At 44.4% G+C, this 14,632-nt stretch carries 12 protein-coding genes and 1 tRNA gene; 5 read left to right on the forward strand and 8 right to left on the reverse strand.

Translation table 11 applies throughout. The features are described 5' to 3' along the window. The first annotated feature begins 100 nt into the window (after nt 1-100). On the forward strand, nt 101-571 hold the full coding sequence (locus tag EAI95_RS06780; protein WP_023027359.1) for a small multi-drug export protein: 471 nt from the start codon (nt 101-103) through the stop codon (nt 569-571). A gap of 341 nt (nt 572-912) precedes the next feature. Here the strand turns inward: EAI95_RS06780 and tsf are convergent, their stop codons facing one another. Both tsf and rpsB read right to left on the reverse strand, forming a co-directional pair. Next, nucleotides 913-1,953: a translation elongation factor Ts gene (gene tsf / locus EAI95_RS06790; RefSeq protein WP_125335075.1), complete on the reverse strand. Its 1,041-nt coding sequence runs from the start codon at nt 1,951-1,953 to the stop codon at nt 913-915. Between the two features lie 78 nt (nt 1,954-2,031). Then, nucleotides 2,032-2,814 (reverse strand): 30S ribosomal protein S2, encoded by a 783-nt coding sequence (gene rpsB / locus EAI95_RS06795; RefSeq protein ID WP_048716695.1) that lies wholly within the window; start codon nt 2,812-2,814, stop codon nt 2,032-2,034. A gap of 313 nt (nt 2,815-3,127) precedes the next feature. Between rpsB and EAI95_RS06800 the strand changes: the two genes are divergently transcribed. Then, nucleotides 3,128-3,198, forward strand: a tRNA-Cys gene (locus EAI95_RS06800). Nucleotides 3,199-3,314: 116 nt separating this feature from the next. Continuing rightward, nucleotides 3,315-4,037: a hypothetical protein gene (locus EAI95_RS06805; RefSeq protein ID WP_227877758.1), complete on the forward strand. Its 723-nt coding sequence runs from the start codon at nt 3,315-3,317 to the stop codon at nt 4,035-4,037. A gap of 418 nt (nt 4,038-4,455) precedes the next feature. Here EAI95_RS06805 and nusG read toward each other — a convergent pair whose 3' ends face one another. From nusG to rpmG, 3 genes are all read right to left on the reverse strand, one after another. Next, the gene (gene nusG, locus EAI95_RS06810; RefSeq protein WP_006595435.1) at nt 4,456-4,992 is read right to left on the reverse strand and encodes a transcription termination/antitermination protein NusG; all 537 of its coding nucleotides are present in this window, start codon (nt 4,990-4,992) and stop codon (nt 4,456-4,458) included. A gap of 185 nt (nt 4,993-5,177) precedes the next feature. Then, complete coding sequence (gene secE, locus EAI95_RS06815; protein WP_006595434.1) at nt 5,178-5,354, reverse strand: preprotein translocase subunit SecE; 177 nt, start codon at nt 5,352-5,354, stop codon at nt 5,178-5,180. A gap of 9 nt (nt 5,355-5,363) precedes the next feature. Beyond that, the gene (rpmG, locus tag EAI95_RS06820; RefSeq protein ID WP_006595433.1) at nt 5,364-5,516 is read right to left on the reverse strand and encodes a 50S ribosomal protein L33; all 153 of its coding nucleotides are present in this window, start codon (nt 5,514-5,516) and stop codon (nt 5,364-5,366) included. Nucleotides 5,517-5,642: 126 nt separating this feature from the next. Here rpmG and EAI95_RS06825 point away from each other — a divergent pair, with 126 nt between their 5' ends. Next, a complete protein-coding gene (locus tag EAI95_RS06825) occupies nt 5,643-6,563 on the forward strand; it encodes a neutral zinc metallopeptidase (protein WP_129822560.1) in 921 nt (306 codons plus the stop codon). Between the two features lie 328 nt (nt 6,564-6,891). On the opposite strand, the gene pbp2a is transcribed toward EAI95_RS06825, so the two are convergent. After that, a complete protein-coding gene (gene pbp2a, locus EAI95_RS06830; RefSeq protein WP_129822561.1) occupies nt 6,892-9,123 on the reverse strand; it encodes a penicillin-binding protein PBP2A in 2,232 nt (743 codons plus the stop codon). A gap of 183 nt (nt 9,124-9,306) precedes the next feature. Here pbp2a and EAI95_RS06835 point away from each other — a divergent pair, with 183 nt between their 5' ends. Next, entirely contained in the window at nt 9,307-10,230 is a 924-nt protein-coding gene (locus tag EAI95_RS06835; RefSeq protein WP_238662897.1) for an RluA family pseudouridine synthase, read from the forward strand. A gap of 132 nt (nt 10,231-10,362) precedes the next feature. Here the strand turns inward: EAI95_RS06835 and EAI95_RS06840 are convergent, their stop codons facing one another. Further along, a complete protein-coding gene (locus EAI95_RS06840) occupies nt 10,363-13,581 on the reverse strand; it encodes a pneumococcal-type histidine triad protein (protein WP_129822562.1) in 3,219 nt (1,072 codons plus the stop codon). Between the two features lie 9 nt (nt 13,582-13,590). After that, a complete protein-coding gene (locus EAI95_RS06845; protein WP_129822563.1) occupies nt 13,591-14,526 on the reverse strand; it encodes a zinc ABC transporter substrate-binding protein in 936 nt (311 codons plus the stop codon). Nucleotides 14,527-14,632 lie beyond the last annotated feature (106 nt).

Here is a 14,632-nt window from a genome sequence, read left to right on the forward strand (position 1 = left end):
ATTCAGTATTAACGATCCCCCTCTATTTCTCCTGTTTGAAATAGTTGTCATTCCAGCGGAGATAAGGTAGAATGAAAAGGATGAATTGAAAGGATACCACATGAACTACATTATTACTTTTTTGATCTCCATGATTCCTCTGGTGGAGCTTCGTGGAGCTGTTCCCTACGCTATCTCTACCGGAATTCCTCTTTGGCAAGCCCTCCTGATCGGGGTCATTGGCAATATGCTTCCTGTCCCTATTATCTTCTTTTTCGCTCGCCATATCCTGGAATGGGGGAAAGAGAAGCCTCTTATCGGGAATTTCTTTACTTGGTGTCTCAATAAGGGGCATCGTGGAGGCCAAAAATTAGAAGAGGCTGCAGGAGATAAGGGAATCTTTTGGGCCCTACTCCTCTTCGTCGGCATTCCTTTACCAGGAACTGGAGCTTGGACTGGAACCCTCGCCGCCTCTATTCTAGACTGGGACTTCAAACGGAGTGTCCTAGCGGTCATGTTGGGAGTCATTCTAGCAGGGCTTATCATGGGTACTCTCTCGCTTCTTTTTGGACTCAATACCTTTGCGCATTAATTATAAAAGAGGCTGGGACAAAAGTCCTAGCCTCTCAATTGTCTTTGGATTGTCGAGTAAGACGCAATGGTTGAGTGCTCAAAGCACTGCTTTGAGGTGGTGGATAGAACTTGCGAAGCAAGTATCCTAAGTCTTTGTTCGCTTTTTAAGCTTCAAAGATGCCCTATGTTGACGGAAACTATGTTTCCTTTATCTGCAACCTTCAACAGTCTCCCAGACTGTTGAAGCTGTGCGGAGGTGTGACGGCGTAATCGAATTCTAACGAATGACCGCTTTCTGTCCCACTCTCTTTTCATCTTGAAAAAAAGAGGTTTCTATGGAAACCTCTTTTCTTTTTATTCTTAGTTATTAAGAGCTGCTGCCATTGTAGCTGCAACTTCTGCTTCAAAGTCATTTGAAGCTTTTTCAATACCTTCACCAACTTCAAAGCGAACAAATTCAACAACTGAAGCATTTACTGATTCAAGGTAAGCTTCTACTGTCTTGCTGTCGTCCATGATGTAGACTTGTGCAAGAAGAGTGTATGCTTGGTCAACTTTTGTGTTGTCCAAGAAGAAGCGATCCATTTTACCTGGGATGATTTTATCCCAGATTTTTTCTGGTTTACCTTCAGCTGCCAATTCAGCTTTGATATCTTCTTCAGCTTGAGCAACCACTTCGTCAGTCAATTGAGCTTTAGAACCATACTTCAAGTGTGGAAGAGCTGGTTTACCAACCATTGCACGGCTTTCGTTGTCTTGGTCGATCACGTGGTTCAATTGTGCTAACTCATCTTTCACGAATTGCTCATCCAATTCTTTGTATGAAAGAACAGTTGGTTTCATTGCAGCGATGTGCATTGAAATTTGTTTTGCAAGTGCTTCGTCTCCACCTTCGACAACAGAGATAACACCGATACGTCCACCGTTGTGTTGGTAAGCACCGAAGTGTTGTGCGTCTGTTTTTTCAAGCAAAGCAAAACGACGGAATGAGATTTTTTCTCCGATTGTAGCAGTTGCAGATACGTATGCTGCCTCAAGAGTTTCACCTGAAGGCATTGTCAAAGCAAGAGCTTCTTCGTTGTTAGCTGGTTTACCTTCAGCGATGACTTTCGCTGTTGCGTTTACCAATTCAACGAATTGAGCGTTTTTCGCAACGAAGTCAGTTTCAGCATTTACTTCAACTACTGCTGCAACGTTACCGTTCACATAAACACCAGTCAAACCTTCAGCGGCAACACGGTCAGCTTTTTTAGCTGCTTTAGCCATACCTTTTTCGCGAAGCAATTCGATTGCTTTTTCGATGTCACCTTCAACCTCAACCAAGGCTTTCTTAGCGTCCATGACACCAGCACCAGATTTTTCACGCAACTCTTTAACAAGTTTAGCTGTAATTTCTGCCATTTTGATTCTCCTATATTTTTTTAAAAATAGGAGAGCCGGGCTAAGCCCCGCCCTCCTAGGTAATTACGATTGTGATAATTAAGCGTTGTCGCCTTCTACAACTTCAACGATTTCTTCGATTGAATCTGCTTGAGTTTCAGTTGCTGCCAATTCAGCTTCAACTGATGCAACTGCATCTTCACCTTGACGTCCTTCGATAACAGCGTCAGCCATTTTCGCAGTGATCAATTTAACAGCGCGGATAGCGTCATCGTTAGCTGGGATGATTACATCGATATCGTCTGGGTCAGTGTTTGTGTCGACCATCGCTACAACTGGGATACCCAATTTCTTAGCTTCTTTAACAGCGATTTGCTCTTTGTGTGGATCCACAACGTACATTACGTCTGGGATACGAGGCATATCTTCGATACCACCCAAGAATTTTTCAAGACGAGCGCGTTGTTTGTTAAGAAGTGCAACTTCTTTCTTAGGAAGAACGTCGAAGATTCCTTCTTCTTCCATGCGTTTGATTTCTTTCAAACGAGCGATACGTTTTTGGATTGTTCCCCAGTTAGTAAGGGTACCACCCAACCAACGGTGGTTGATGTAGTATTGACCTGAACGAACAGCTTCTTCAGCAACAGCTTCAGCAGCTTGTTTCTTAGTACCAACAAACAATACAACTGCGTCGTTTGCAGCAGCTTCACGCATGAAGTCATATGCTTGGTCAGCGTATTTTACAGTTTGTTGCAAGTCGATAACGTGGATTCCGTTACGCTCAGTGAAGATGTACTTAGCCATCTTAGGGTTCCAGCGACGAGTTTGGTGACCGAAGTGTACACCAGCCTCAAGAAGTTGTTTCATTGAAATTACTGCCATGAGTAAATTCTCCTTTTTGTTTTTTTCTCCTCTCCCAGACGTCAGCTTGCAACACGACCACAAGGGCAACGGTGCCACAATGGTTCCGGGATGAGTATTTATTGCTTTACGCAACTTTATCAGTATAGCAGATTTAGAAGCTTTTTGCAAGTCATTTGAGATAAATTCCTAGACTTTCCTGCTTTTCTTCAGGGCTCTCCCTCCTTCTTTTCTTTTTTTCTGCACGATTCTCATTCTTTCCCTTTTATAAGCCTTTTGTCCGAAAATTTTTCTTGACCTTATCTGATTTTTAAGATAAAATAGAATATGTTGTGGCGGTATAGCCAAGTGGTAAGGCACGGCTCTGCAAAAGCTTGATCGTCGGTTCAAATCCGTCTACCGCCTTCACAAACAAATATCAATGAGCCCAGCAATGGGCTTTTTTGATACCATCACTTGATTGAATCTCACTTTCGCTGCTTTGTCAGTGATCGTGTTTTCCAATCATGAAAGGAAAAGATATGATGAAAAAAGTGACCTTATATGCTCTCAGTATCCTCTCTTTGGCCATGCTTACAGCTTGCCAACCAGCACAAAAAGAGACTCAAGAAAGAAAGCCTCTTGTTAGCAGCTCTAAAAAAACCTCTAAAAGCTCTAAGAGTTCTAGAAGTTCATACTCTAAAAAGTCATCTAGCAAAAAGGATTTTTCATCAGGCTTCGATGACGATCATTCTTCTAGCTCTTCAGACTCTAACACGCGCGAGGATCCTAACTATACGATGAGCTTGATGGATCAGGGAGAATCACTAGAAGCTATCGGGGATATCCCTGAAATGCCAAAATGGGCTGCCTTCAAAGAAATTAAAGTGGAAATTCTTGTTGGAAATGAAGCCCTTGCTCCTACTTCAAAAGAAGAAGCCATCAGCAAGTTAGGTCCTACTGATTCCACTTCTGGCAATGGTGCTTACTGGCATGGAGATGGCAGTGCTATCTTGATTGATTTTAATGAAAAAGGTCAAGCCACTAACAAAATTGCAACCTTGCCTAACTCTAAAAAGGTTACGAATCTCAAGGATATTCAACCTGGAATGACAGCTAAAGAAGTCGTTGAAAAACACGGCCGTCCAGAAACTGTTTTCGTCTTTGGCTACGCGACGATTTTTACTTGGAAAGGTGAAGACGGAAAGGACTACTCTGTCGGTTTTGACAAAGAAACAGTCTTCCAAGTCTCTGAACCTGCATAAAATTCCCTTTTTCGGGATTCTTTTCTGATCCTATTCAAGCGCTCAGCTGATTTTCTCACCGATGGGATAGAAGTCCTTTTCATAACACACAAACCCTCCAAGACATTGGTCTTGGAGGGTTTTTTTGAATAGAGGCTGGGACAAAAGTCCTAGCCTCTCAATTGCCTTTGAATTGTCGAGCAAGACGCAGTGGTTGAGTGCTCAAAGCACTGCTTTGAGGTGGTGGATAGAACTTGCGAAGCAAGTATCCTAAGTCTTTGTTCGCTTTTAAGCTCCAAATATGACCTAATGAGGGAAACAAAGTTTCCTTTATCTGCAACCTTCAACAGTCTCCCAGACTGTTGAAGCTGTGCGGAGGTGGGACGACGAAATCGAATTCTAACGAAGGACCGATTTCTGTCCCACTCTCTTTCATTCCTTACAATTCTGCAATTTGATTGAGGTTGACTTCTGCCACAGTGTCATTTCCAAACATGGTGATAATCATTTTCACCTTATTGTTATCGATTTCTGTGATCTTACCAGTGTAATCTGCAAAAGCTCCATCGATGATGCGTACAGTATCTCCTACCTTCACATCAATGTTGAAATCTTGAACGGTTTGTCCCATCGAAATCAAGATGTTACGGATTTCGTCTTCCAAAAGTGGAGTTGGTTTTGAACGGTTCCCGTGTGATCCAACAAATCCAGTTACGTTTGGTGTATTCCGAACGACAAACCAAGCTTCATCCGTCATGACCATTTCTACCAAGACATAACCAGGGAAGCGATTTTCTTCGATTTCTTTTGTCTTCCCGTTTTTCTCGATTTGCACAGTTTGAGTAGGGATTTCTACACGCAAGATGTTTTCCAACATGTTATAGGTTTGTGCGCGTTGAAGAAGGTTTTCCTTCACTTTGTTTTCATATCCTGAGTAGGTCTGTAGGACAAACCAGCCTTTGTCAAAACTATCCATTTTTGTTTCCTTTCTTATCTACCAGAGGTCCATCGTTTCATCACGATACTAAAAAAAGCCTTCTGGCTCTTGTTTTCCTAGCTCCATTATAACATAAAACCGGAGAAAGCAAAGAAGTTTCTCTTGTTTTTCTTCAGCAAGATAAGAAAAAAAGCATCCACAGGGGACGCAAATTTGTTTCTTTTTTAGAACATATCGATTAGCTTCAAAATACCTTTAGCCACTACTTGGTCAAATAAATAAATCAAAGCTACAAAAAAAGCGGTGTACTCAATCACGGAGATAAAGTTTTTCCATCTTTCCTTGCGATTTGGCCAAGTCGTGTTTTTTAGCAAGACAAAAATATCTTTAAAAAATTTCACAACATTCTCCTATCTGGTTTCTTTATGAATTGTATATTTGCTACAATGTTTACAAAACTTGTTAACTTCTAGACGTTTTGGTTTTGGCGTCGCACTCAACTTGATTGAGTAGTTGCGTGACCCACAAACCGTACACGCTAGACTTGCTTTTTTTAATGCCATAACGCCTCCATTCACACCATTATAGCAAGTTTTCTACTATTTGACAAGTTCTTCTGCTCTCTGGAAGCGCATTTTGTTTGGCTTTTCTCTACGATTTGGTACAATATAGGAGATAAAGGAGAAATTATGAAAAGCGATCATCTGAAAGAAAGTAAAAACATTGAAGACCGTCGCGGGCAAAGTGGCGGAAGCTACTCATCTGGCCGCTCTGGTGGGAATTTAGGGGGTGGTATTTTACAAATCCTCCTCTCACCTGGAAGCTTCAAGAGCAAACTAATCTTGATCCTGGTCCTCATCTTTTTGAGCGGTGGAGCTGGATTAAGCGGGCTCTTTGACCAAGGTCAAAGCACGCAGAACTATAACTCAGGACAAGTCACGCGCCAAAGCAATACCCAGGTGAGTGACGGAGATAGCAAATTCGTCAGTCAAGTCCTTGGAACTACTGAGGATTTCTGGGGGCGAACCTTCCAAAATGAAGGCCGAACCTATCACAAGCCAACCTTGGTTTTCTATACGGGTCAAACTCGAACTGGCTGTGGTGTAGGCCAAGCATCTGCCGGCCCCTTCTACTGTCCGACAGACCAAAAGATCTATTTGGACATCAGCTTCTACAAAGAGTTGACCACCAAATACAAGGCTAGCGGAGATTTTGCTATGGCTTATGTCATCGCTCACGAAGTCGGCCACCACATCCAAAACGAATTGGGGACTCTTCAGAGTTACCAGAAAGCCATCCGAGGGAAAAGCGAGACAGAAAAAAATGCCCTCAATGTCCGTTTGGAACTTCAAGCTGACTACTATGCGGGTATGTGGGCTCGCTACATTGAAGAACAAGGCCTCATGGAGACAGGAGATATCGAAGAAGCGCTCAATGCTGCCCATGCCGTGGGAGATGATACCCTTCAAGAACAAGCCTATGGCTACTCCGTCCCTGATAGCTTCACCCACGGAACTTCTGAACAACGCATGCGCTGGTTCAAACGTGGTTACCAATACGGTGATTTTGAACACGGAGATACCTTCAGCGTCTCTGACGAAGACTTGTAACAACCCTAAAACCAAAAGCCTTTCAGATTATCTGAAGGCTTTTTTGTTACTTTATCTACAGCGATCTACGCTTTATAATGGCTGGGAGTGTTCAATAAATAAAGATGATTTCTATTTTATGAAATTATTCAACTCAATCTCGAAACTTTCCACCGTGAGAAAAGTGCTTGAAACATTACGTTTCAAGCACTCGGAATTATTGAGACCTTAGGCTCAATAATTAGTCATGGAACTTCTTCGAAGTTCGCTGACGTCCGTACTCACCTAAGGAAAGTTTCTAAGAAGACTGTGAATGGAAAGAATCTTCCCATCTTTTAAGCATCTATTTTTAGAATCCAAACCAACCTTTGAAAGTATCCCAGGCATTTTGTGCTTTTCCAGGAATATCTGCTTCATCGATGGCTTTTTTGGCATCGTCTACAATACCTGCAGCGCGTTCTTTGACCGTATCAAAGAAGCCCTTGTCCTCTTCTGGACTCTCTGTTTCTGTTTCTTGACCGACAGGGGCAATGCCATTTTCCTGGTAAGAATTTTTCTCATTGTCAAAGCTAGTTCCTTCTGTATAAGGAAGGACGCTATTGGCTACATTTCGGAAGATCACTGAGGCTGTCTCTGCACTGGTCCCTGTCAAATAGTGGGTTTCATCCGTCTTAGGGAAGCCTAGCCACTGACTAATGACCACATCTGGCGTGTAGCCGATGACCCACTGGTCTCCGGAAAGATCGGGGTTGAAGTCCGTTTCAGTCGTTCCTGTTTTACCAGCCATGGTATAACCATATGGTGCTGCATTGACACCCGTTCCATTGGTAAAGGTTCCTAACATCATATTAGTCATCTTCTTATTGGCTGAACTGCTGAGCACTCGTTTCGATTTCTGGCTGTGACTTTTCACCACCTGACCACTAGCATTTTCAATCTTCGTAATGAGATGGGCATCGTTCATCACTCCATCGTTGGCAAAGGTTCCATAGGCCTGAGCCATCTGAAGCGGATTGGTCGTCACACCAGATCCGAGGGCAACTCCGAGAGATCTGTCCACCTTGTCCATATTGAGACCAAATTTTGTCCCGTAATCAAAGACAGTATTGAGCCCTAACTCATTGGCTGTAGCGACTGCTGGAAGATTGAGAGATTCTGCCAAGGCTTGGTACATAGGGACAGTCGGGCTACCTTGAATGCCGCCGTAGTTATCGACTGTATAACTGCCGTAGACCTTGGTCGTATTGTCCAATTCTTTGTTGGTTGACCAGCCGTTGGCAACAGCTGGACTATACACGACGAGAGGTTTAATGGTAGAACCAGGACTTCTCGCAGATTGAGTCGCATAGTTATAGCTTCGGAAGCCAGCATCTTGGTCACTAGCCACGCGCCCAACGATTGCCCGCACTCCTCCAGTCTTAGGATCCAGGGCTACACTACCAGATTCTGCCCGCGTGCCATCTTCAGCAACAGGGAAGAGATCCACATTGTCGTAGATGACCTGCATGCTAGCTTGGTAGTTCTGGTCCATCTCTGTGTAGATCCGGTACCCATTCTTGATGATATCTTCTTCTGTTAGACCATATTCGTTGACAGCCTCGTTGATAACCGCATCGAAATAGGAAGGGTAGCGATAATCTTCTGACTTGCCTTCATAGGCATCAATCAGTTGGCCATGAATGTCGACTGCGGCGGATTGATCTGCTGTCGCTTGATCGATATAGCCAGCTGCGACCATATTTTGTAGGACCGTATTGCGACGATTGGTTGCGTTCTCGACTGAATAAAGGGGGTTATAAATTTCTGGCCCCTTGAGCATACCGGCAAGGACAGCTGACTGATCCAAAGTCAACTCACTAGCGGATACACCAAAATACTTCTTAGAAGCATCTTCAATCCCCCAAACCCCATTTCCAAAATAGGCATTATTGAGGTACATGGTCAGGATTTCTTTCTTACTATATTTTTTGTTAATCTCAAGGGCTAGGAAGAACTCCTTAGCCTTCCGCTCAACCGTCTGATCCTGAGAAAGATAGGCATTTTTAGCCAACTGTTGGGTGATCGTCGATCCCCCACCTGAGCGACCGGCAGTCAATATCGCCAGGAAGAAACGCCCATAGTTAATCCCACTATTTTTGTAGAAACTCCGGTCTTCTGTCGCAACAACTGCATTTTGCAAGTTTTCACTAATGGCATCTAACTCAACGTAAGTCCCTTTTTGCCCCGTTAGGCTACCTGCTTGGTTCCCATCTTTATCATAGATGATCGTGGTTGCCTTGAGGGCATTTTGCAAATCTGCTACATTGGTCGTCTTGGCTATGTAGAAAAGATAACCTCCGACGACGAGACTAAAGGTCAGGCCAATCAGTAAGAAGATCTTGGTCAAGTGATACTTGCGCCAAAAGCGTCTGATCGGATGTTGGGAGTGAGATTTTCTCCGTGACTTGTCCAAGCGGCTATAGGTTGGAGCTTGCTCCTCCCCGTCTGTTGATAACTCAACCTCTTCCGCAATTTTCGTTGGTTTTTTTTCTCGTTGGAAATGACGAATCATTCCCTCCATTAATTCTTTTAATTTGTTCATAGTCCCTATTTTATCACCTTCCTAACGTCTAGACAAGAAAGACCTTCGCAAGAAAGGATGCTTTTAGCTTTCTTTAAGGTTGCCATCTAGTCCACTCTAGAGCGGGTTTCAGCGTCTTGTTCCTCCCTCCCTCTTCCTCCTTCTCGCCTTTTCTTTCCCCTTGCTTTCTGATACAATAACACTATGCACTATACAATTACGATACCAAGCGCCTTGCCCACCATGACGGTCAAAGAGGCCCTAGAAGATTACTTTCTCATCCCACGAAAGATTCGTCATTTTTTGCGAACCAAAAAACATGTTCAAGTCAATGGGGAGACTGTCCATTGGCAATCGATGCTTGAAGCTGGTGACCAACTCACCCTCACCTTTGATCCGGAAGATTATGAAGAAAAGGATCTCTTGACAGGGGATGCTGGCCTGGTCGAAACCCTCTATGAAGATGAGCACCTCATCATCGTAAACAAGCCGGAAGGCATGAAAACACACGCCAATCAACCAGATGAAATCGCCCTTCTTAATCATGTCTCCACTTATGTTGGGAAGACCTGTTATGTCGTTCATCGCTTGGACAAGGAAACCAGTGGAGCTCTTGTCTTTGCCAAGAATCCCTTTGTCTTACCCGTCCTGAATCGGCTGCTAGAAGATAAGAAAATTCAACGAGACTATTGGGCCCTAATCTTAGGCACCTTACCCAAAAAGCAACTGGTTTATAAGGACAAATTAGGCCGTGATCGCCATGATCGACACAAGCGTATTGTCGATCCTCGAAAGGGCCTCTATGCGGAAACCCATGTGACTAGCTTAAAGACTTTCAAGCGCACCAGCTTAGTCAACTGTCAGCTCCAGACAGGTCGCACCCACCAGATCCGCGTCCACCTCTCTCATCATGGCCATCCGATCGTGGGTGACCCTCTCTATAACCCAGAAAGAGCTCCTCGTCTCATGCTCCATGCCCACCGCTTGCGACTCACCCACCCCTTCACCTTAGAGAAAATTCAAGTTGAGGCCACGTCTCCAAGTTTTGAGAAAGGCTTAAAAGAGGCTGGGACAGAAATCGGTCATTCGTTAGAATTCGATTTCGTCGTCCCACCTCCGCACAGTTGAGTAGGGCTATAAAAGCTGATGAAATCAGCCTAGTAGAGCCCACTCAACCACTGCGTCTTGCTCGACAATCCAAAAACAATTGAGAGGCTAGGACTTTTGTCCCAGCCTCTTTCTGTTATTTCTGCATAGGTCCTATTCCGTCGTTTCTTCACTTGCGACTGGACTGGCTTCTGTTTTTTCTGACTCTGGTGATGGGGTCTGAACAGGATCTGAAGCCTCTTCCTTATTTTGGCTAGGATCGCTTGTGGTAGGACTTTGAGGGGCTGGAGTTGCTTTGTCTGCTTCCGCCACTGCTGTCGATGGAGCCGCTAGCAAATCCTCTCGAAGAGCTTGGATCGCTTGTAGCAAGGCTTTCTTGTCACTCTTTGGATCAGCTAGTTGATCAAAGAGAGCTTCTAAGCGTTCAAACTGAGCATCACTGGCTCCTTTTTCGGCCAATTGTTGGTGGAGAGCTATCAACTGGTTATAAATCTCTTGATAGAGGGCCACGTCTCCAAGTTGAGGTTCCTCTGTTTTCTTTTGCTTTTGTTGTTCAATCGTTTCACCAACTTCACGCAAAAGAGTTTTTCCTGCAGTCAAGGCCTTGTCAGCATCTGGCTCTTGGCGCACCTGTTCCAATCGTTCTTCAAAGGCAGGACGCTTGCTTTCTTCTACTTGTGGCAAAAGAGAGCTAACTTGTTCCAAAAGTGTTGTCAAGATACTAGAGCGTTGACGAGACTCTGTCTTTTCATCCAAGTCACCATAGACTCCTTTGAGGAAGTCGTAAACAGCTAGGTTATAGGACGAAGCATCTCCTCCCTTTTGATCCAGAACTGTTTTTTCAATTGGATAGGTTGGAGCATTTTCCTGGGACAGTAGCTGGTCAATCGCTTGCTTAGCTTGGTAGAGTTCCATGAAATGGGCTTTTGAGTCCCAAGCTTCTTCAAAGGCCTGAGCCCGGTAAAGCTTCAAAGCAAGGTCTGATGCTTTCGCACGCAATTCTGGTGTCAAACGCGCATCGCTTAAACTTTGGTAGAAATACTTGAGGTAGTCCACCGAAGTCACACCAGTCCGATCTTGCATCTCCTGAATAGCTTGCAACAATTTTCCTTGCTGATCCAAGCCTTGGCTATCTTTAGCTGTATAGGCTTCCTGCAACTGAGAAACAAGGCTTTCTTTCTTGAGTTGGAAGGCTTCGGTATCAAGCAAGCGAACCTGTTCCAATAATTCCTGGTAACGACGGTCCAAGGCCGTTTCTTCTTTTGGCTTGACTTCCTGGGTCGCATGGATATATTCTTTATCAACTTGGTCAAGACTCGCCAAGTAGCCTGCTGTCGAATTGCTTGGGAAGTTTTTAACTGTTTCTAAGAATTGACCCAAGTTCAACTCAATCCGTCGTTGTTGCAGAGGGTCTGATGCGTACAAAGTCCGACTTTCTGCTAGGAGTTGGTTGACCTTGTCCTCTATAGCTTTCTGGTCCAAGTCACCTTTCTGGTAAGCTGCTTGGATGGTCGGTAGACGGTGAGCTAAGTAGTCCGCCAGGCCTGCAGAGCGCACCTTGATATAGTGGTTATGGTCTCCATGCGGAATGACAAACTGACCATTCTCGATTTGCATCGTATATGGAGAAATACCAGAGCGAAGCGCTGTTGCATAGAGCTCGTTGATAAAGTCTAGCTCAGGATTCCCTGTTTCAAGCGGAATCCGGACATGCTCCTTCCGTACTGCATAAGGGTGGATATGGGTTGGATCGTATTCTTGGTCTGGATTGTTAAAGACAAAGAAACCGTTTGAAATCTTGATAGCTTCTCGAGGGACACCGTAAGTCTGGCTAATGTACTGAATTTTTTCTTCATCCGAAGCATCGCGGGAATAGGTCGCCACATCATCTGTCAGTGGTTGACCCTTGTCCTCTTCCTTCTTACCAGCCAACACCGCCTCTGCAGCTGCGATCTCTTGAGGAGAGAGATCCTTCTTGTAGAAGTAATGAGCATGGTCCCCGTGAGCGACCATATAGCCCTCGTCATCCTTGCTGATAACATGATCTGCATGGAATCCATGATCGTGCTCATGGGCCTGTTCACCTTCATGATGATGATCATGATCGGCTTCATGGTCCTCATGGTCATGCTTGTGATGAGGATCCTCCTTCTCATGGTCGTGGTCCTGATCGACTGGCTTTGTGTCTGGGCTTGAAGGTTGAGTTGGACTCTCTTCTTTTGCGATATTTCCACCTTGTGTACGGGATAGTTGGAACTGTCGTGCCAACTCCCGCTCTAAAGGCGAAAGGAGACTATAAGGGATGAAATGGAAGTGATCCCCATGAGGATAAACTACCCCTTGATCTGTCCATTTGGTAATCTTACTTGGATCAAAAACAGAACCATCCGACTCAACATGGCGCTCTGAAAGCGGAGTTTTTTGCAACTCTTCCAAAAGGCTCGGCAAGGTCCCCCCCTTATTAGTTGCTGTTGGATGAGGCACAGAAGCTGTAATCGTTGGAGTGACCGGCTCTGAGATTGGCTGATTCGGATTAACCGATGAAGCTAGCTGGCTAGAAGGTGGAGCAATAGGATTTACTTCATTTTTTCCTCCTCCATTTAAAACCGCTAAGGCAGCATATAATTCTCCAGCTGATAAGGCACTCTTCGGAATATAGTGGTAGTGTCCCCCATGAGGCACGATAAAGCCATCTCCTGTATCAGAAATCACATCCCCAGGATGGAAGACATAGCCGTCATCTGTCCGGTAGCCACCCTGGCTAGGCTTGACTCCTGCTGTTAGACTGGCTACTGTTTTCCCTTCTCGTAAAGCCTGACTTGGCTGACTAAAATCACGAGTTTGCCCAGCTTTTTGGACACTCTCTTTCGAATCTGAAACCAGCTCTCCTTTTTTCTGTTGGGCAATTTCCTCCACCGAACGAACATTCAGTGTATGTTGCGGATCGGTTAGATAAAGGTAGTAGTTCCCATCCTTCTTGATAATATAGCCATCTCGCACCTGTGTGACTATGTCTGATTGCTGTAGTTGGTAAGAAGGGTCCCGTAAAATCAACTCCTCACTAAAAATCGCATCGTAAGGGACCTTGCCATTGTAGTAATGGAAATGATCTCCATGGGAAGTCACAAAGCCCTCGTCAGTAATCTTAACCACAATCTGCTCTGCCTTGGTCTTTTCCTTCGAGTTGACGGATTCAATGCTTTCTTCCTGCTTGTTTGAGCTACTAGCTGACTTTTTCTTGTCTCCTTGTAAATACTGCACCTGATTCTGACTCTTTTTGTCTTCCTTGACTGGTGCTTGCTGACTTAAGGCGTAGGCACATAAACCCAGACCTAAGGTCGCTACTAATCCAATTGTTCCTTTTTTCTTCATTCTTTCTACTTACTCCTGTAATTCTTTCGCTAGACTCGCCATATTTTCTTCTAGGTTCTCCAAGAAATCTTTGTTATTTTCTGGATCTGCTTCGAGAGGATCCAAGACCTTCACCTTTGCCCCTGTCGCCTTGGCAATGCTATCAGCCACCTTGGACGAGGTATGCTTCTCAACAAAGATCGTCTGAACTTGATAGTCCTTGACAAACTGCTGAATCTCAGCTAATTGACGGGCTGTTGGTTCCTGCTCAGGCGAGATCCCTGCAATTCCTAATTGTTTCAAACCAAAGCGCTTGGCTAAATAAGAAAAGGCTGTATGCTGAGTCACAAAGGTTTTTTGTGTCGCTTTTTCAAAGAGAGGTTGGTATTTGTCCACCAAAGCCTCACAGCGTTTTGCAAGCTTTTGGGCATTGGCCTCATAATAACTTCTATTTTCTGGATCGATGTCTCCCAACTCTTGGGCAATGATCTTCCCTTCTTCGGCGATTTTCAGTGGATCCATCCAGGTATGGGGGTCATACAAGTGTTTTGCATCCTTCCCTTCCGTATCCTCAATATCTTCTAAGCCAGCGACCTTATCCAATTCCATTCCTTTGCTGGCTTCGATGACCCGCAGTTTCGAGTCTTGCAAGCTAGGATCTAGACGTCCAGCCCAAGATTCTAGTGTTTGAGAATGGTAGACGAAGACATCCGCATCATAGATCTGGGCTGTCTCCTTGGCCGAAGGTTCGTAATCATGAATCCCAGCACCTGACTGAACCATCCATACTTCGTTTCGATCGCCTGAAATTTCCTTCACCAGGGAATAGACAGGATAAAAACTCGTCACAATTTTGAGCCCCTTTTTAGTAGAGCCAGCTTCCGAACTCCTCTGACTCCCACAAGCCACTAGCAACAAAAGGCAGATGAATCCTATTCCTAAGGCCCTTAGTTTCCTCCCAAACATGTATAAATCCTTTCTTTTTCTTAATCGGTTTATTAAATAGTTAATTAACTAGTTAATGATAACGTTAATTTTTTAGTTTGTCAAGAATTTTTTTGTATTTTTTATC

The sequence above is a fragment of the Streptococcus sp. bf_0095 genome, from assembly GCF_004166885.1.
Taxonomy (GTDB): Bacteria; Bacillota; Bacilli; order Lactobacillales; family Streptococcaceae; genus Streptococcus.